This window comes from Massilia consociata (assembly GCF_042432755.1).
GTDB classification, from domain to species: domain Bacteria; phylum Pseudomonadota; class Gammaproteobacteria; order Burkholderiales; family Burkholderiaceae_D; genus Telluria; species Telluria consociata.
On the sequence record NZ_JBHLWP010000001.1, the window covers coordinates 62,584 to 80,437 of the forward strand.

The 17,854-nt window shown below is 65.4% G+C and carries 17 protein-coding genes and 1 pseudogene; 9 read left to right on the forward strand and 9 right to left on the reverse strand.

Features of this window, described 5'->3' with window-relative positions; translation table 11 throughout:
• Positions 1 to 58: 58 nt before the first annotated feature.
• From ACFFJK_RS00245 to ACFFJK_RS00255, 3 genes are all read right to left on the reverse strand, one after another.
• The gene (locus ACFFJK_RS00245) at positions 59 to 1,414 is read right to left on the reverse strand and encodes a diguanylate cyclase (RefSeq protein WP_379677072.1); all 1,356 of its coding nucleotides are present in this window, start codon (positions 1,412 to 1,414) and stop codon (positions 59 to 61) included.
• Between the two features lie 172 nt (positions 1,415 to 1,586).
• Complete coding sequence (locus ACFFJK_RS00250; protein ID WP_379677073.1) at positions 1,587 to 2,780, reverse strand: aminotransferase-like domain-containing protein; 1,194 nt, start codon at positions 2,778 to 2,780, stop codon at positions 1,587 to 1,589.
• A gap of 156 nt (positions 2,781 to 2,936) precedes the next feature.
• A complete protein-coding gene (locus ACFFJK_RS00255; RefSeq protein ID WP_379677074.1) occupies positions 2,937 to 3,398 on the reverse strand; it encodes a RidA family protein in 462 nt (153 codons plus the stop codon).
• A 219-nt stretch (positions 3,399 to 3,617) separates the two neighbouring features.
• Between ACFFJK_RS00255 and htpG the strand changes: the two genes are divergently transcribed.
• Positions 3,618 to 5,537: a molecular chaperone HtpG gene (htpG, locus tag ACFFJK_RS00260; RefSeq protein WP_379677075.1), complete on the forward strand. Its 1,920-nt coding sequence runs from the start codon at positions 3,618 to 3,620 to the stop codon at positions 5,535 to 5,537.
• A gap of 416 nt (positions 5,538 to 5,953) precedes the next feature.
• On the opposite strand, the pseudogene ACFFJK_RS00265 reads toward htpG, so the two are convergent.
• The 6 genes and pseudogenes from ACFFJK_RS00265 to kynB all read right to left on the reverse strand — a co-directional run.
• Positions 5,954 to 6,196 (reverse strand): annotated as a pseudogene (locus ACFFJK_RS00265) (GFA family protein); the annotation flags it as partial.
• Positions 6,193 to 6,708 carry a GNAT family N-acetyltransferase gene (locus tag ACFFJK_RS00270; RefSeq protein ID WP_379677076.1) on the reverse strand — a complete coding sequence of 172 codons (516 nt, stop codon included), beginning with the start codon at positions 6,706 to 6,708 and terminating at the stop codon, positions 6,193 to 6,195. The pseudogene ACFFJK_RS00265 and the gene ACFFJK_RS00270, both read right to left, overlap by 4 nt.
• 51 nt (positions 6,709 to 6,759) lie before the next feature.
• On the reverse strand, positions 6,760 to 7,305 hold the full coding sequence (locus tag ACFFJK_RS00275; RefSeq protein ID WP_379677077.1) for an RBBP9/YdeN family alpha/beta hydrolase: 546 nt from the start codon (positions 7,303 to 7,305) through the stop codon (positions 6,760 to 6,762).
• Between the two features lie 95 nt (positions 7,306 to 7,400).
• Entirely contained in the window at positions 7,401 to 8,246 is an 846-nt protein-coding gene (kynA, locus tag ACFFJK_RS00280; protein ID WP_379677078.1) for a tryptophan 2,3-dioxygenase, read from the reverse strand.
• A gap of 9 nt (positions 8,247 to 8,255) precedes the next feature.
• The gene (gene kynU / locus ACFFJK_RS00285; protein WP_379677079.1) at positions 8,256 to 9,512 is read right to left on the reverse strand and encodes a kynureninase; all 1,257 of its coding nucleotides are present in this window, start codon (positions 9,510 to 9,512) and stop codon (positions 8,256 to 8,258) included.
• Positions 9,509 to 10,168, reverse strand: a complete 660-nt coding sequence (gene kynB / locus ACFFJK_RS00290) for an arylformamidase (protein ID WP_379677080.1) — start codon at positions 10,166 to 10,168, stop codon at positions 9,509 to 9,511. The genes kynU and kynB overlap by 4 nt, the downstream gene beginning before the upstream one ends.
• 617 nt (positions 10,169 to 10,785) lie before the next feature.
• Here kynB and flhD point away from each other — a divergent pair.
• From flhD to cheA, 8 genes are all read left to right on the forward strand, one after another.
• Entirely contained in the window at positions 10,786 to 11,103 is a 318-nt protein-coding gene (gene flhD, locus ACFFJK_RS00295) for a flagellar transcriptional regulator FlhD (RefSeq protein ID WP_379677081.1), read from the forward strand.
• A gap of 62 nt (positions 11,104 to 11,165) precedes the next feature.
• Positions 11,166 to 11,750, forward strand: a complete 585-nt coding sequence (gene flhC, locus ACFFJK_RS00300) for a flagellar transcriptional regulator FlhC (protein WP_379677082.1) — start codon at positions 11,166 to 11,168, stop codon at positions 11,748 to 11,750.
• 121 nt (positions 11,751 to 11,871) lie between these two features.
• Entirely contained in the window at positions 11,872 to 12,612 is a 741-nt protein-coding gene (locus tag ACFFJK_RS00305; protein ID WP_379677083.1) for a class I SAM-dependent methyltransferase, read from the forward strand.
• A 145-nt stretch (positions 12,613 to 12,757) separates the two neighbouring features.
• The gene (motA, locus tag ACFFJK_RS00310; protein WP_379677084.1) at positions 12,758 to 13,612 is read left to right on the forward strand and encodes a flagellar motor stator protein MotA; all 855 of its coding nucleotides are present in this window, start codon (positions 12,758 to 12,760) and stop codon (positions 13,610 to 13,612) included.
• 61 nt (positions 13,613 to 13,673) lie between these two features.
• Complete coding sequence (gene motB / locus ACFFJK_RS00315) at positions 13,674 to 14,648, forward strand: flagellar motor protein MotB (RefSeq protein ID WP_379677085.1); 975 nt, start codon at positions 13,674 to 13,676, stop codon at positions 14,646 to 14,648.
• A complete protein-coding gene (locus ACFFJK_RS00320; RefSeq protein ID WP_379677086.1) occupies positions 14,645 to 15,193 on the forward strand; it encodes a chemotaxis protein in 549 nt (182 codons plus the stop codon). Before motB ends, ACFFJK_RS00320 begins: the two co-directional genes overlap by 4 nt.
• Before the next feature lie 97 nt (positions 15,194 to 15,290).
• Positions 15,291 to 15,656 carry a response regulator gene (locus tag ACFFJK_RS00325; RefSeq protein ID WP_379677087.1) on the forward strand — a complete coding sequence of 122 codons (366 nt, stop codon included), beginning with the start codon at positions 15,291 to 15,293 and terminating at the stop codon, positions 15,654 to 15,656.
• Between the two features lie 36 nt (positions 15,657 to 15,692).
• A complete protein-coding gene (cheA, locus tag ACFFJK_RS00330; protein ID WP_379677088.1) occupies positions 15,693 to 17,846 on the forward strand; it encodes a chemotaxis protein CheA in 2,154 nt (717 codons plus the stop codon).
• Positions 17,847 to 17,854: the final 8 nt, after the last annotated feature.

The window sequence follows — 17,854 nt, forward strand, 5'->3', positions numbered from 1 at the left end:
GCAGTGCTCGAGCAGCGCAGCGCGCCGGCGCCCACAGCCGGCGATCGGTGACGAGGCATCAGCGCGCCAGGACCCGGTGCATCGCTTCCCAGGCATAACCGGCGCCGACCGCCGTCACGCGGTTGCGTCCGGCGGCCTTGGCGTCGTACATGGCACGGTCGGCAGCCTGGAACAGCGAGCGGCACTCGTCGAACTGGGTCGGCACGATGGTGGATGCGCCCACGCTGACGGTCACGAAGTCGGAGGTGGTCGAGCGCGGGCTGGGCACGCGCAGGCGCTCGATGTCGGCCCGGATCGCCTCGGCCACCTTGGCCGCGCCCTCGTGGGGCGTGTCGGGCAACAGCAGCACGAATTCCTCGCCGCCGTAGCGCGCCGCCAGGTCGGTGGCGCGCAGGGCGTGCGCCTGCAGCGTGCTAGCGATCGCCTGCAGGCACTGGTCGCCGGCGGCGTGGCCGAGCAGGTCGTTGTAGAGCTTGAAGTGGTCGACGTCGAGCACCAGCAGCGACAGCGGGCGGGCATTGCGCATGGCGCGCTGCCATTCGCGTTCGAGGCAGGCGTCGAACTGGCGCCGGTTGGCGATGCCGGTGAGCGGATCGGCCAGCGCCGCGCGCTGCAGCGCGTTCTCGGACTGCTTGTGGTGGGTGATGTCGTGCAGGACGGCCACCCACAGCTGCTCGCCCGAGGCCAGCGGCGACAGGCTCAGGTCCATCGCGCGCAGGCTGCCGTCGGGCTGGCGCAGCAGCACTTCGCGCGTGCCGCGGCAACGCGCCAGCGTCTCGTCGTCCGACTGGTCGAACCAGGCGGCGAAGTCCCTGGCCGCCGGTTCGGCGAGCAGTTCGGCCAGCGGCCTGCCGGCCAGTTCCCGCCCCGGATAGCCCAGGCAGCGTTCGCTGGCCGGATTCGTGTACTGGATGCGTCCGTCCTGACCGAGCAGCATCAAGCCTTCGTCCATGCCGTCGACGATCATGCGCAGGCGCTTGACCTGGTGCGTATGCGACTGGCTGGCCGAGCGGATCTGCAGCTGGGCCCGGACCCGCGAGCAAACCTCGGGCAGGCGCAGCGGCTTGGCGATGTAGTCGGCGGCGCCGTGCTCGAAGCCGGCCACGATGTCCGCCGTGTCGGAGCAGGCGCTGACGAAGATGACCGGAATGTCGGCGGTGGCCGCTTGGTGCTTGAGGCGGCTGCAGGTTTCCAGGCCGTCGAGGCCGGGCAGCATCACGTCGAGGAGGATCAGGTCGGGCTGGATGCGCTGCGCGAGGTCCAACGCGCGCTCGCCGGAGGTGGCGACGAAGGTGCGGTAACCCTGGCCTTGCAGGATGTCCTGCAGCAGTCCGAGGCTGGCGGGCGCATCGTCGACGATCAGGATCGCCGCCTGGTGCGCGGGTGCCGGGATGGCGAAGGCAGGGTGATTCATGACAGTCGTGGGTCAATACCGGTTCGGACTGATGAAGATCATACCTGTATCGCCTTCGCCTGCGGCAACAATCGTTCCTTTGGGATATGTGACTGTTGCAGCATCACAACTGGCGGTCGACCGCCGGCGGCTACCGGCGGTCGTGAACAGGCGGCCGGGCCGCCTGCCGTATTTACAGCATGTCGGCGATCAGCTTGCCCAGGATCGCGATGCCTTCGCGGATGCGTTCCGGCGGCACGGTGACGAAGGACAGGCGCAGCGTGTTGGTGGCCGGGTCGTTGGCGTAGAACGGCGAGCCCGGCACGAAGGCCACGCGCGCGGCCAGCGACTGGTCCAGCAGTTTCATCGCGTCGATGCTCTTCGGCAGGGTCACCCAGATGAACATGCCGCCTTCCGGCTTGGTCCAGGTGACGCCGCTCGGGAAGTGCTCGGCCATCGCGTCCAGCATCACCTGGCACTGGTCGCCGTACAGCTGGCGGATGGTCGGGATGTGCTGGTCGAGGAAGCCGTCCTTGACCACTTCGTGCACGACCATCTGGGTCAGCTGGGCGGTGTGCAGGTCGGCCGCCTGCTTGGCCAGCTCGAGGCGGCGCACCAGCGGCAGCGGGGCGCAGACATAGCCGAGGCGGATGCCCGGGGTCAGCACTTTCGAGAACGAACCCATGTAGATGACGCCGTCCGGGTTCATGGCCACCATCTTCGGCATCGGCTCGCCGCGGTAAGACAGCGCGCCGTACGGATCGTCCTCGATCAGCGGCAGGCCGAAACGGGCGCAGGTTTCCACCAACTCCTGACGACGTTCGACCGACAACGATCGACCGGTCGGGTTCTGGAAGTTCGGCAGCGAGTACAGCAGGCGCGCGCCTTGCGCCACGCCGGCGATCGAGCTTGGGACCAGGCCGTGTTCGTCGGTATCGACCGACTTGAATTCAGGACGGTAGACCGAGAACGCCTGCAGGGCGCCGAGGTAGCTCGGGGTCTCGACCAGCACGCGGCTGCCTTCGTCGATCAGGACCTTGCCCAGCAGGTCGAGCGCCTGCTGCGAGCCCGAGGTCATCAGGATCTGTTCCGGCAGGATGCGGCTACCTTCCGTGGAGAGCGAGTTGGCGATCCATTCCCGCAGCGGGGCGTAGCCGTCGGTCGGGCCGTACTGCAGCGCGACTTTACCGGCATCAACCAGCACCTTGTCGTAAGCGGCTCGCATGCGCTCGACCGGGAAGGTGGCTGGCGACGGCAGGCCGCCCGCGAAGGAGATGATCTCCGGACGCTGGGTGATCTTCAGGATTTCGCGGATGAACGAGCTTTGCAGCTGCTGCGCGCGTTCCGAAAACTGCCACTGGATGGGGTTTGGATTCTCGATTTTCATACTGTTCTCACAGACTCACAGGAAGGGACCGCACGGGTAGTGCCGGGCCATTATAAAGCACGCCGGGTAGGCGGCTTCAGGGACGGGCCGGGCCGGGTGAGCCCAGCCCGCGACGTTACTGCAATGGTGCGACGAATCGACTGCGGCTCAGGCAACTCAGGCGACTTCGGCGATCATCTCGATCTCGACGCAGGTGCCGCGCGGCAGCGAGGCGACGCCGAAGGCCGAGCGGGCGTGCTTGCCGGCTTCGCCGAACACTTCGCCGATCAGTTCCGAGCAGCCGTTGGTGACCAGGTGCTGCTCGTTGTATTCCGGGGTCGAGGCGACCAGGCTCATCACCTTGACGATGCGCTTGACGCGGTTCAGGTCGCCGCCCACGGCTTCCTGCAGGGTGCCGATCAGGTCGATGGCGACCGATCGTGCGGCGGCCTGGCCGTCCGCGGTGCTCTTGTCGCGGCCGAGGATGCCGGCGTTCGGCGAACCGTCGGCGTTCTTGGCGATGTGGCCCGAGATGAACACGAGGTTGCCGGTCTGTACGTACATGACGTAGGCGGCGGCCGGGGTGGCCGGCGCGGCCAGGGTGATGTTCAGTTCTTTGAGTTTATCGTAGACGGACATGGTTGTTATGGCTTCTTGAACCGTTGGTGAAAGAAGCCGGTATTGTACGTCCAGCCAGCCACGGCGCGGACGTTTACTGTAAGATGCCGGGCTGATTGATTGAACTATTCACAACATTGCCGGTGTGAATTGAGGGGCTTGAAATGCTTGTTGCTGTCCCAATATTGCTGCAATCCGCTTTTTGCGTAACCTTTAACCTGACTTACCACGAGGAATAAGATGGCAGTCGCCGAAAAAGAGACCCTTGGCTTCCAGGCAGAAGTAAAACAGCTGTTGCAACTCATGATCCACTCCTTGTACTCGAACAAGGAGATCTTCCTGCGCGAACTGATTTCGAACGCGTCCGACGCGGCCGACAAGCTGCGCTTCGAGGCGATCAACAACGACGCCTTGTACGGCAACGACCATGAACTGAAAATCAAGGTCGCGTTCGACAAGGATGCGCGCACCATCACGATCTCGGACAACGGCATCGGCATGAGCCGTGACGAAGTCATCTCGCACCTGGGAACCATCGCCAAGTCGGGCACCAAGGAATTCTTCAGCAAGCTGTCGGGCGACCAGCAGCAGGATGCGGCCCTGATCGGCCAGTTCGGCGTGGGCTTCTACTCGGCCTTCATCGTGGCCGAGAAGGTCATCGTCAATACCCGCCGCGCCGGCGCCTTCGCCTCGGAAGGCGTGCGCTGGGAGTCCACCGGCGAGGGCGACTACAGCATCGAATCGATCGAGAAGACGGGCCGCGGCACCGACGTGATCCTGCACCTGCGCGCCGGCGAGGAAGAGCTGCTGTCGTCGTGGAAGCTGAAGTCGATCATCCGCAAGTACTCGGACCACATCTCGCTGCCGATCGTGATGCAGAAGGAAGAGTGGGACGAGGAGAAGAAGGCCACCGTCCTGAAGGACGAGTTCGAGACCGTCAACCAGGCCAGCGCGCTGTGGGCACGCTCGAAGAGCGACATCACGGAAGAGCAGTACAACGAGTTCTACAAGCACGTCTCGCACGACTTCCAGGACCCGCTGGCCTACACCCACAACCGCGTCGAAGGCCGCAGCGAGTACACCCAGCTGCTGTATGTGCCGAGCCATGCGCCGTTCGACCTGTGGGACCGCAACAAGCGCGCCGGCATCAAGCTGTACGTCAAGCGCGTGTTCATCATGGACGACGCCGAGCAGCTGATGCCGACCTACCTGCGCTTCATCAAGGGCGTGATCGATTCGGCAGACCTGCCACTGAACGTCTCGCGCGAGATCCTGCAGGAGTCGCGCGACGTGCGCGTGATCCGCGAAGGCTCGACCAAGCGCGTGCTGGGCATGCTGGAGGAAATGGCCAACTCGGAAGAGCAGGCCGGCAAGGATAAATATGCGACCTTCTGGAAGGAGTTCGGGCAGGTGCTCAAGGAAGGCATCGGCGAGGACGCCACCAACAAGGACCGCATCGCCAAGCTGTTGCGCTTCGCCTCGACCGCAAACGACTCGTCCGACCAGACCGTGTCGTTCGAAGAGTATGTCAAGCGCATGAAGGAAGGCCAGGACAAGATCTACTACGTCACCGCCGACAGCTACAACGCCGCGAAGAACAGCCCGCACCTGGAGATCTTCCGCAAGAAAGGCGTCGAAGTGCTGCTGCTGACCGACCGCGTCGACGAATGGATGCTGTCCTTCCTGAACGAGTTCGACGGCAAGGAGCTGGTGTCGGTGGCCAAGGGCGGCCTGGACCTGGGCGGCCTGGAGGACGAGACGGAAAAGAAGGAGCACGCCGAGCTTGAATCCGGCTACAAGGACCTGGTCGAGAAGATGAAAAGCGCGCTGGGCGAGAAGGCCAAGGACGTGCGCGTGACCTGGCGCCTGACCGATTCGCCGGCCTGCCTGGTGGCGGACGAGAACGAGCTGTCGGGCAACCTGCTGCGCATGCTGAAGGCGGCCGGCCAGAGCGCCCCGGAATCGAAGCCGATCCTCGAGATCAACCCGAACCACCCGCTGGTGCAGCGCCTGAAGTACGAAGACGCGCAAGGCCAGCGCTTCGGCGACTGGTCGCACATCCTGTTCGACCAGGCCTTGCTGGCCGAAGGCGGCAGCCTGAGCGACCCGGCCAGTTTTGTCAAGCGCCTGAACGAGATGCTGCTGGCGACGGCAAAGTAAGCGCCTTTCTTGATCAGCCGTACACCGACCGGGGCCCTGTGCCCCGGTTTTTCATATGCACCCGTTGTTCGTAGGGTGGGCGGCTCCACCTGAACATGTGCCCAGCCTGCAGCTTTTCTGCCGCCCACGCGTTCAACCTGGGCTCGCATATCGAAGCGCGTCAATGGTCCGCATCCCTGGGTTGAACGCGTGGGCGGCGCTGATGTTACTTGCTGATCGAACTCCAGGGTACAGCCGCCCACCCTACGGTTCCCGTCTCCATCAAAGGTGACGGGTTTCGGCGGGCGGGGTAACCAGTTGTCGTTGCGGCCGTCGAGGTGGCGGACCGGGGCGGCCAGCAGTTCATCAAGCGGCAGGTCATCGAGGCAGGCCAGCACCACCGCATGGAAGGCGCCGAGCGCGAGCGAGGTGCCGGTCGAGAAGGTGTTGATGCCGCAGTTGCCGCAGAAGTAGTGGGCATCCTTGCGCGTATGGTAGCGGTATTCGCGCAGGCTCTCACTACCGCCGAGCAGGCGGAATGACGACGAGGGCACCTGGGCTGCCCAGAAGCGCATCTTGGTGCAGACGGTGCAGTTGCACTTGATGGTGCCGGCAGACAGGTCGATGTCCGCTTCGAACCGGACGCTGCCGCAATGGCAGCTGCCGTGGTAAGTCTTCATGCGAAATCCCGTGCCCGCATCTCGTACGCCGAGACATGTTGCGCATGCCAGGTCTCTTCGCCCCGGTAACGCATGCCGAGCCGCCGCATGACCCCGGCCGAATCCGTGTTCGCGGGATGACAGATCGCCACCAGCGAAGGGGCTGCCAAGTCGTCGAAGGCAAAGCAAGCCATGCGGCGCGCCGCTTCCGTCGCATAACCGCGTCCCCAGCGGTCCGGGCGCAGGCGCCAGCCGATTTCGTGCTCGTTGGCCGGGTCGTGGCCGAGATGCTGGATGCAGCCGGCGCCGACCAGTTCACCGGTCTCCAATTCGATGAAGCTCCACCACGAATGACCGAACTTTTCCCAACGCCCCTGCACGCGCGCGATGACGGCCAGGGTCTCCTCGGGTGTCTCGGGCCGGCCGCTGATGAAGCGCATGACCAGCGGGTCGGCGTTCAGCATGCGCAGGCCGTCGTAGTGGGCGAGGCACATCGGCTCCAGGCGCAGGCGCGCGCTCGTCAGCACGGTCATGGCGCACCCGAGCCCGCGGGGCGTGGCGGCAGCGCGGCGCTCATGCCCTTGTCAGCCCGCGATCCCGTCGCAGAATTCCTGCAGCAGGCGCTCGCCCTCGGGCCAAGGGCCATGGCCGGAATCCGGGTTCACGTGGCCGGCGTCGCCGATGTGCACCAGGCGGCTGCCCCAGCCGGCCGCGAAGGCGGCGACGCGCTCGGGCGAGACGAAGGGATCGTTGCCGCTCGCGACCACCAGGCTGGGGAAGGGCAGCGGCGCGAGCGGCACCGGCGCGAAGCTGTTGGCCGGCACCGGATAGCTCGGCGCCTCGACGTCGCTGGGGGCGACCAGGAAGGCGCCGGCCACCTTCAGGGGAGAGCCGCTGGCCGCCCACTGCACCGCCAGCATGCAGCCCAGGCTGTGCGCGACCAGGATCGGCGCGCCCCGGCAACCGGCAATGGCGGCATCCAGCTCGGCCACCCATTCGTCGCGGTCCGGGCAGTTCCAATCGCGGTGCTGGGCCTTGGTCCAGTGCGGATGGCGCTCGTGCCACCGGGACTGCCAGTGATCGGGACCGGAATTCCACAGGCCTGCCAGGATCAGTACGTCGCACTTCATCGCGCCTCCGCCGTGTAAGGATGTCACGCCGATTGTACGTCGAAAGCGCCCCCGGCTTCAGGCGCCTGCAAGCGTGACGGCGGCAGTGCCCTGGCTCACAGGGCGGTGCGCAGCGCGAACAGTTCCGGGAACAGCACGACGTCCAGCATCTTGCGCAGGTAGCTGGCGCCCGAGGTGCCGCCGGTGCCTTGCTTGAAGCCGATGATGCGCTCGACCGTGGTCACGTGACGGAAGCGCCAGAAGCGGAAGGCCGTCTCCAGGTCCACCAGCTTTTCGGCCAGCTCGTACAGCGCCCAGTGGTGCTCGGTGTCGCCATAGACGCCCAGCCAGGCGACCTTGACGCTTTCGTCGGCCTGGGTCGGCCGGGTCGGATCGGCCTTGAGCCGTTCCGGCGCAATCGGAAAGCCGCTGCGCGCCAGCAGCATCACGGCCTCGTCGTACACTGAAGGCGCGTGCAGCTCGCGCGCGAGGATGGCATGGGCCTCGGGCGACTTCTCGTGCACCGCGAGCAGGTTCGGGTTCTTGTTCCCGAGGATGAATTCCAGCTCGCGGTACTGGAAGCTCTGGAAGCCCGACGAGGCGCCCAGGTAGGGGCGGATCGCGGTGTACTCCGGCGGGGTCATCGTCGCCAGCACGTCCCAGGCGTGCACCAGCTGGTCCATGATGCGGGCGACCCGCGCCAGCATCTTGAAGGCCGGCGGCAGGTTGTCCTCGCGTATATGGCGGCGCACGGCGTGCAGTTCGTGCAGCATCAGCTTGATCCACAACTCGCTGGTCTGGTGCTGGATGATGAACAGCATCTCGTTGTGGTTGGGCGAGAGCGGGTGCTGGGCCGAGAGGATCCGGTCCAGGCCCAGGTAGTCGCCGTAGCTCATGGACTCCTTGAAGTCCAGCTTGGCGCCGTGCCATTCGGCCGGCTTGGTCGTGAGCTTGTCGTTCATGGCATTCTCTTACGTCACTGCGCTGCGTTCGAGCGCCGCATCGAAGGCCCCGCGGTCCAGGATGTCCTTCAGGATCGCGACCGCATCCCAGACGTCGGCAAAGCTGGTGTACAGCGGCGTGAAGCCGAAGCGCATGATCTCCGGTTCGCGGTAGTCGCCGATCACGCCGCGCGCGATCAGCGCCTGCATCACGGCGTAGCCGTGCGGATGGGTGAAGCTGGCCTGGCTGCCGCGGCGCGCATGTTCGCGCGGCGTGACCAGCCCGAGCGGATGCCCCGCGCAGGTCGCCTCGACCAGCTCGATGAACAGGTCGGTCAGCGCCAGCGATTTCTCCCGGATCGCGGCCATCGTGGTTGCTTCGAACACCTCCAGCCCGCACTCGACCAGCGCCAGCGATACCACCGGCTGGGTGCCGCACAGCGCGCGCCCGATGCCCTCGCAGGCGGCGAAACCGTGCGACATCGCGAACGGCTTCGCATGGCTCCACCAGCCCGTCAGCGGATGGGCGAAAGCGGCCTGGTGGCGCTGCGGCACCCAGATGAAGGCCGGGGCACCCGGCCCGCCGTTCAGGTATTTATAGGTGCAGCCGACCGCGAAGTCGGCTTCCGCGGCGTGCAGGTCGAGCGGCACCGCGCCGGCTGAGTGGGCCAGGTCCCACACCGCCAGTGCCCCGCTGGCGTGCGCATGGCGCGTCAGCGAGGCCATGTCGTGCTGATAGCCGGTGCGGTAGTTGACGTGGGTGAGCATCAGCACGGCGCAGTCGGCATCGACAGCGGCCGGGATCTCTTCCACCGAGTCCACGAGGCGCACCCGGTAGCCCTGCTGCAGCCACTGCGCCAGGCCTTCGGCCATGTAGATGTCGGTCGGGAAGTTGCTGCGCTCGGTGACGATGGTGCGGCGCCCGGCGCCCGGGCCGCCGGCCTGCAGGTGCAGTGCGGCGGCCAGGGCCTTGAACAGGTTGAGCGAGGTGGTATCGGTGACGACGACTTCGCCGTCCCGCGCCCCGATCAGCGGCGCCAGGCGGTTGCCGAGGCGCTTGGGCATGTCGAACCAGCCGGCCGTGTTCCAGCTCTTGATCAGGTCGTGGCCCCATTCGCGGGCCACGACGTCCTGGGCGCGGGCCAGGGCCGCCTTCGGGCGCGCGCCCAGCGAATTGCCGTCGAGGTAGATGACGCCGGGCGGCAGGTCGAAGCGCTTGCGCAGCGGGCGCAGGGGATCGCGCTCGTCGCGCGCCACGCAGGCGTCGCGGGTGATGTGGGTAGTCATGCGGTTTCCTTGTCTGGCAGGGCGCGCGCGCATTCACGCAACACGGCGCGTACCGGGCTGGCGTCCATCCCGGCGAATTTCAGGGGCAGGGCGACCAGCTCGTAGTCGCCCTCGGGCACCTCGTCCAGCACGATGCCCTCCAGGATGGCCATGCCCGCGGCGCGCACGGCGTGGTGGGCGTCGAGCGTCTTTGAATCCTGCGGGTCGAGCGAGGGGGCGTCGGTGCCGACCAGGACCACGCCGCGGCTGGCCAGCAGTTCGATGGCTGCCGGCGCGATGGCCGGGAAGGCCGGGTCCCATGCGTGTTGCGGGGCGCTGGCGTAGGTACGCAGCAGCACCCGGGGCGGCGCCGCGTCCAGCTTGCCTTCCAGGTGCGCCGGCTCGACGCTTGCCGCGCCCACGCAGTGGATCACGCGGCAGGGCCCGATGTAGGGGCGCAGGTCGACCTGGTCGATGGTCCGGCCTTGCGGGTCGTAATGGCTGGGGGCATCGGTATGGGCGCCGAGGTGGGTCGTCATCGTCATCCGGCTGACGCGGACCGGGCAGCCGTCCTTGATCTCCCAGGTCGGGGCGGCCTCGAAGGGCGTATCGCCCGGCCAGACCGGAATGGCAGCCGAGATCGTCGGGCTGATGTCCCAGAGTCGTAAAGATTCCATGCTTGCCTTGTGCGGATGGTTGAGGCTTGAAGTAACTCCCAGCCTCGCAGTGTAGCAAGTTCCGGTGTCCGCCGCCCCGTTTTGTTGGCTTGCAGATAATGTTTTCGGGTTTTCGGAATGTTCGCAAAATTTTTTAAAAAAATTCTCAATCAGCCCTCAAGTTCCTGCGAACCCTGCCGTTACCCCAACCAGAAGCGCGGAAAAGGTTTCGAAAAATATTTTTCAAAAAGCCTAAAGTTCCCGCGAGGCGGTCCGTTAAAGAGTTGGGCACGGTAGTTCGAGGTTGCAAAAAATAGTTTGCGAAAACCCTCAAGTTCTTCCAAAGCTTGACGTAAACCGTATCAAGTGCACGACAGCAACACCGTCAGCCACCACAATCAGGCCGCTTCGCGGCACCTCCCACGCCTCCGTTTTTCATAGGGGCGCCAGAGTGATCCAGCAGGGTTTGTCAGACAAACTCCTACGGGTCATGTCCGTCATTCGCGGACGAAAAATACAGACTTTGTCCAATACCTAAAAAGTTTCCTCACGGTCAGAATCTATCTCAACGGCAACATCACTTGCGGCAAGCTGAGGCAACAGCGAGCGCCGACAACAACGGATACGGAGAGATAGAAATGACGATGAACGACATGATGGCTGAAATCCGCGACGCGAACCTGAGCTACCTGATGCTGGCCCAGCAGATGATCCGCGCCGACAAGGTGACCGCTATCTTTCGTCTCGGTATCTCGGCCGACATCGCCGACCTGATCGAAGGCATGAGCAATGCCCAGATCCTCAAGCTCGCAAGTGGCAACATGATGCTGGCCCGCTTCCGCTTCGACGATACCGCCATCCTGTCGATGCTCACCAGCCACACCAAGGATCGCAGCCTGGCCCAATCGCACGCCGCCATCCTGATGGCTGGCCAGCCGGTCGAAGAGATCGTATAAAATCCCGCTGAACGCGGTCCCGTCGGGATCGCTCATCCAGTAATACCCAGCGGGAGCAGCACATGAGCAAGAAAAGCGTCGTTTCGGAAGCGCAGGAAATCCAGCTTGCGATCGAACTGATCAACCTGGGAGCCCGCCTCCAGTTGCTCGAAACCGAAGTCTCGCTGTCGCGCGAACGCCTGCTCAAGCTCTACAAGGAACTCAAGGGCGTCTCTCCGCCCAAGGGCATGCTGCCGTTCTCGACCGACTGGTTCCTGACCTGGCAACCGAATATCCACTCCTCGCTGTTCATCAATATCCATGAGTTCCTGGTCGAGCATGCCGGCGCCACCGGCATCCAGGCGGTGATGAAGGCCTACCAGCTCTACCTCGAGCAGATGCCGCCCGCGCCGGGCGAAGAGCCGCTGCTGTCGCTGACGCGCGCCTGGACGCTGGTGCGCTTCTTCCAGAGCGGCATGCTGGTGCTGGCGCCCTGCGGCAAGTGCAAGGGCAAGTACGTCGTCAATGCGCTCGACCTGAATGCGGACTACCTGTGCGGCCTGTGCCACATGCCTTCGCGCGCGGGCAAGACGCGCAAGGCGAAGGACGCCAAGGAAGCCGCCGATGCCGCTGATGCCGCTAATGCCGCCGCCGGCCGGGGCGAGTGAGCGTGGATTTCCGTAGGGCGGGCGGCTTTGCCGCCCACGCGTCCAGCCAGCTCGGACATGGACGCGCCGCATCCCCCTGGGCGATACTCGAACGCGCGGGCAGGAAGCCTGCCCGCCCTGCGTGAAGCCCGCGGTCGCGGCGCTGCTGCTGCAGGTTGCCGCCTTTCCCCTGACGCTCGTTGCCACATGGCTGCTCGCCACTGCGGGCGTGCCAATGTCCTACCTCGCCGTTGCAGGCCTCCAGGGCGCCATCGCCGCTGGCCTGACCTGGTGGCGCGGCCTGGCGAGCTGGTGGCGCCTCATCCAGTTGCTGTTCCCCCTGGCGCTGTTCGGGGCAAGCCAGCTGGCGGTCCCGCCGCCGGTCTTCCTCGCCGCCTTCCTGTTCCTGCTGGTCCTGTACTGGTCCACCTATCGCACCCAGGTGCCGTACTATCCGTCCGGCCGCGCCGTATGGCATGCGGTGGCCGGCCTGCTGCCGCACGCCGGCACGGTGCGCGTGATCGACATCGGCAGCGGCCTGGGCGGTATGGTGCTCGACCTGGCGCGGCGTCCCGGCATCGAGGCAACCGGCATCGAGCTGGCACCGCTGCCCTGGCTGGTGAGCCGGCTGCGCGCGGCCCTTGGCGGCAGCAGGGCGCGCTTCATCCGCGGCGATTACGACAAACTCGACTTTGCCGGGTACGACCTGGTGTTTGCCTACCTGTCGCCGGCGGCGATGGACGCCCTGTGGCAAAAGGCGGTGCGCGAAATGCGTCCTGGCGCGCTGCTCGTGAGTTATGAATTCGTCATTGACGCGCGTCTACCGGACCGTACCGTCTATCCCACAATGGGCGGCCCGGCCCTCTACATCTGGCACTTTTAGGCGACAAACCGGGCTGCGGCGGGCCTTTTTACTTGCCCGTAGGCCATTCTCCCGCTAGAGTGGTTCCCTGCGTCAACTTTGCCTGAAATCACTTAATTTGAGGATTGCCGGACCATCGGTCCCGGCCCTCTGGAGCGGAATTCCCTTGTTAGTCATTATCGGTTACATCGTCGTCTGTGCCTGCGTGTTCGGCGGCTTCGCCCTTGCCGGCGGCCACCTGGCATCGTTGTGGCAACCGATCGAACTCCTGATGATCGGCGGCGCCGCCGTCGGCGCCTTCTTTGTCGGTAACACCATGAAGTCGGTCAAGGCCACCGCGAAGGCTTTCCCGGGCATTTTCAAGGGTTCGCAGTACACCAAGGATATGTACATGGAGCTGATGGCGCTGCAGTTCGACGTGCTGTCGAAAGTGCGCAAGGAAGGCCTGATGTCGATCGAAGGCGACATCGAGGCGCCGGAAGCCTCGCCCCTGTTCTCGAAGTATCCGGCAGTCCTGGCCGACCACCACATCGTCGAGTTCATGACCGACTACCTGCGCCTGATGGTGTCGGGGAACATGGACGCGCTCCAGATCGAAAACCTGATGGACAACGAGATCGAGACCCACCACCACGAGGGCGCGATTCCGGCCCACGTGATCGCCAAGGTGGGCGACGGCCTGCCGGCCTTCGGTATCGTGGCGGCGGTGATGGGCGTGGTCCACACGATGGAGTCGGTGGGCCTGCCCCCGGCCGAGCTGGGCATCCTGATCGCCAAGGCGCTGGTCGGCACCTTCCTCGGCATCCTGCTGGCCTATGCCTTCGTGTCCCCCTTGGCGAGCGTGCTCGAACAGAAGCTGGAAGAGTCGACCAAGATGTTCCAGTGCGTGAAGGTGACGCTGCTGGCGAGCCTGAACGGCTACGCGCCGGCGCTGGCCGTCGAGTTCGGCCGCAAGGTGCTGTACTCGACCGAGCGCCCGTCCTTTGCCGAGCTCGAAGAGCACATCAAGAAGAAGAAGTAAGCAGCAATGCCGCTTTTCTCGATCCACATGACGAACACGCAACCGAGCGCACGGGGGGAGCATGGCTGACGAAGGCATGCGTCCGATCGTCGTCAAGCGCATCAAGAAGGTGCAGGGCGGCCATCATGGCGGCGCGTGGAAGATCGCGTACGCCGACTTCGTGACCGCGATGATGGCGTTCTTCCTGCTCATGTGGCTGCTCGGTTCGACTGCAAAGGGCGACCTGGAAGGCATCTCCGAATACTTCAAGACGCCGCTGAAGGTGGCGATGGCGGGCGGCTCGGGCGCGGGCGACTCGTCGTCGGTGATCAAGGGCGGCGGCACCGACCTGACCCGCCGCAACGGCCAGGTCAAGAAGGGCGACACCGACCCGAGCTCGAAGACCTACAACCTGGAGGCCGCCAAGGCCCAGGTGGCGCGCGCCGAGGCCGAGCGCCTGGAGTCGCTCAAGGCGAAGATCGAGTCGATCATCGAGGTCAACCCGCTGCTCAAGAAATACAAGAACCAGCTGCTGCTCGACATCACCAGCGAAGGCCTGCGCATCCAGATCGTGGACGAGCAGAACCGCCCGATGTTCGCGCTGGCGCGGGCCGAGCTGCAGCCCTATACCCGCGAGATCCTGAACATCATCGGCATGGTGCTGAACGAAGTGCCGAACAAGATCGGCCTGTCGGGCCATACGGACGCCACCCCGTATTTCAGCCACGCCGGCTACAGCAACTGGGAACTGTCGGCCGACCGCGCCAACGCGTCGCGGCGCGAACTGGTGCGCGGCGGACTGGCGGACGACAAGGTGCTGCGCGTGGTGGGCCTGGCCTCGGCCGCCCACCTCGACCGCCAGGATCCGTTCAACCCGATCAACCGGCGCATCAGCATCATCGTCATGAACAAGCACACCGAGCAGGCCGTCCAGCGCGACGCCGCCAGCCTCGAGGTGCCGGCGCAGCAACCCGAAGCGGCAGCGCGGGCCACGATGACCGCCGCCGGTGGAACGGATTCAGCGGTCAGCAAACAGCCGGTCTGGAGAAACGAATGACAAGAAAAAAGATACTGGGATCGCATGTGAAGCGCCTGCTGTCGGGCGTGGCCGTCCATGGCCGCCGTCACCTCAACGAGGTCGAGACCGACCTGCTGCAGACCGAACTGCTGCTGGAGGAAGCCATCGAGAAGCTGACCAGCAGCTTCATGGCCATCCATAGCGCCGTCGGCGCACGCCAGGAAGCCATCGACCGCCTGCTGGCCGGCGAGAAGCCCAGCGCGGAAGACAGCGCGCGCCTGTCCGACATGTCGGGCGAGATCGGCCAGCACGTGAACACGGCGATCACGAGCATGCAGTTCCAGGACATGACCAGCCAGCTGATCGACCGCACGCTGCGCCGCGTGGCCGGCCTGCGCGAATTCCTGGGCACGCTCAGCGAACACGGCGCAGACATCGCCCCGGAGACGGACAGCGAGGAAATCGTCGAGCGCCTGGGCAAGGTCAGCATGGCGCTGGCGATCCAGTCGCTCGAACTGCGCACCATCCTGCGCAAGTCGGTCGAACAGCATCACCTCGAGAGCGGGGACATCGAACTCTTCTGAGTCCGCTGCCCCACGGAATACATACGCAACTACGCAATACTGCGCGCCAATCAACATTCAACCGGCACAGTCCGGACCAAAACAGCAGGAGCAAAACATGGCAAAAACGATTCTCGCGGTCGACGATTCCAGTTCGCTGCGCCAGATGGTGGCCTTCAGCCTGAAGGCAGCTGGCTACAACGTGGTGGAAGCGGTCGACGGCCAGGATGGCCTCGACAAGGCCAAGCAGCAGGGCGTGGACCTGGTCCTGACCGACCAGAACATGCCGCGCATGGACGGCCTGGCGCTGATCAAGACCCTGCGCACGCTGCCGAACTACGCCAAGACCCCGATCCTGATGCTGACCACCGAATCGTCCGACGAGATGAAGGCCAAGGGCCGTGCCGCCGGCGCCAACGGCTGGCTGGTCAAGCCGTTCGACCCGCAGCGCCTCATCGAGGTGGTAAAAAAGGTCATCGGGTAAGCCGATGACGCAGCGGGCATTTCAGGAAACCACATCATGACGATCGACATCAGCCAGTTTTACCAGGTCTTTTTCGACGAGGCAGAGGAACTGCTCGCCGAAATGGAACGGCTGCTGCTGGGCGTCGATGTCGCTTCGCCCGACCCGGAAGACCTGAACGCGATCTTCCGCACCGCCCACTCGGTCAAGGGCGGCGCCTCGACCTTCGGCCTGACCGACATGAGCGAAGTCACGCATGTGCTCGAGTCGCTGCTGGACCGCATCCGCAAGGGCGAGATGGCCCTGACGGCGAACCACGTGGACGCCTTCCTGGCGGCCAAGGACAGCCTCAAGATGCAGCTCGACGGCCACCGCCATGGCGCGGCCGTCGACCAGGAAGCGGTGGCCAACGTGCGCATGGTGCTGCACGACCTGGCCGAGGGCCTGGTGCCGCAGGCGCCGCTGGTGGCGCCGTCCTACCTGACGCTCGAGCCGAAGGTCCATCACCCGCTTGAGAATGCGCACCGCTACAAGATCGAGCTGCCGCACGTGGAGCAGCGCGACATCAGCGCGCTGGTCGACGAGCTCGGCCTGATGGGCCGCGTGAAAGTGACGCCGCTCGACGGTGGCCGCAGCGCCCTCGTCATCACCACGCACGAGAGCCTGGACGACATCATCGCCATCTGCTCGTTCGTGCTCGATCCCGAAGACCTGAAGATTTTCGAGGCGCCTCCCTTGAGCCCGGAACAGAAGGCGATCGAGGCGGCCGAGCGCAAGCGCATCGAGGACGAGCAGGGCTGGGGCTTCTTCGACATGGACGAGGAACCGGCGTCGGCGGCCGGGGACGACCTGTCCGACGACGAGCGCGGCTACGGCTTCTTCCAGCCGATCGAGCAGATCCGCGCGGCGGCCGGCATCACCAGCGAGCCGCCTCCACAGGCGGCCGCGGTGCAGCGCCCCGATCCGGTCGAGGTGTCGGAGCTGGCAGCCGAGAAAAAGGCGGCCAGGAAGGATCCGGGCGCGGAATCCTCGTCGATCCGCGTCTCGGTGGAGAAGGTGGACCAGCTGATCAACCTGATCGGCGAACTGGTGATCACCAACGCCATGCTCGAGCAGCGCAGCGGCGGCCTGGACCCGATGGCGCACGAGCGCCTGCTGAACTCCATCAGCCAGCTGGGCCGCAACACGCGCGAGCTGCAGGAAGCCGTGATGTCGATCCGCATGATGCCGATGGACTTCGTGTTCTCGCGCTTTCCGCGCATGGTGCGCGACCTGGCCAGTAAGCTCGGCAAGAAGGTCGACTTCATCACGAACGGCGCCGCGACCGAACTGGACAAGGGCCTGATCGAACGCATCGTCGACCCGCTGACCCACCTGGTGCGCAACAGCATCGACCACGGCATCGAGATGCCGGCGGCGCGCGCGGCCGCCGGCAAGTCGGAAGCGGGGCGCCTGTTCCTGTCGGCCGGACACCAGGGCGGCAACATCGTCATCGAAGTGTCCGACGACGGCGCAGGCCTGAACCGCGAGCGCATCCTGGCCAAGGCGGCGCAGAACGGCCTGGCGGTGAGCGACAACATGAGCGACGAGGAGGTCTGGCAGCTGATCTTCGCACCGGGCTTTTCCACCGCCGAGCAGGTGACCGACGTGTCGGGCCGCGGCGTCGGCATGGATGTCGTCAAGCGCAACATCACGGCCATGGGCGGCAGCGTCGACATCCGTTCGGCGCGCGGCTTCGGCACCACGATCTCGATCTCGCTTCCCCTGACGCTGGCGATCCTGGACGGCATGTCGATCCGCAGCGGCGAAGAGGTCTACATCCTGCCGCTGTCCTTCGTCGTCGAGTCGCTGCAGCCGGCGCGCGAGGACATCCGCGACATCGCCGGCCGCGGGCGCGTGCTGAAGGTGCGCGGCGAGTACCTGCCGCTGATCCCCCTGTACCAGATGTTCGACATCACCCCGCGCATCACCGAGCCGAGCGAGGGCATCGTCGTGATCCTCGAGACCGAGGGCAGGAAGGCCGCCCTGTTCGTGGACGAGCTGGTGGGCCAGCAGCAGGTGGTGGTCAAGAACCTCGAAGCGAATTACCGCAAGGTGGCCGGCATTTCGGGCGCCACCATCCTGGGCGACGGCGGCGTCGCCCTGATCCTGGACGTGGCGGCGCTGGTGCGCTCGTCGCGCCAGCTGCTCGACGACGCCGTCGTTCACTGACACGAGGC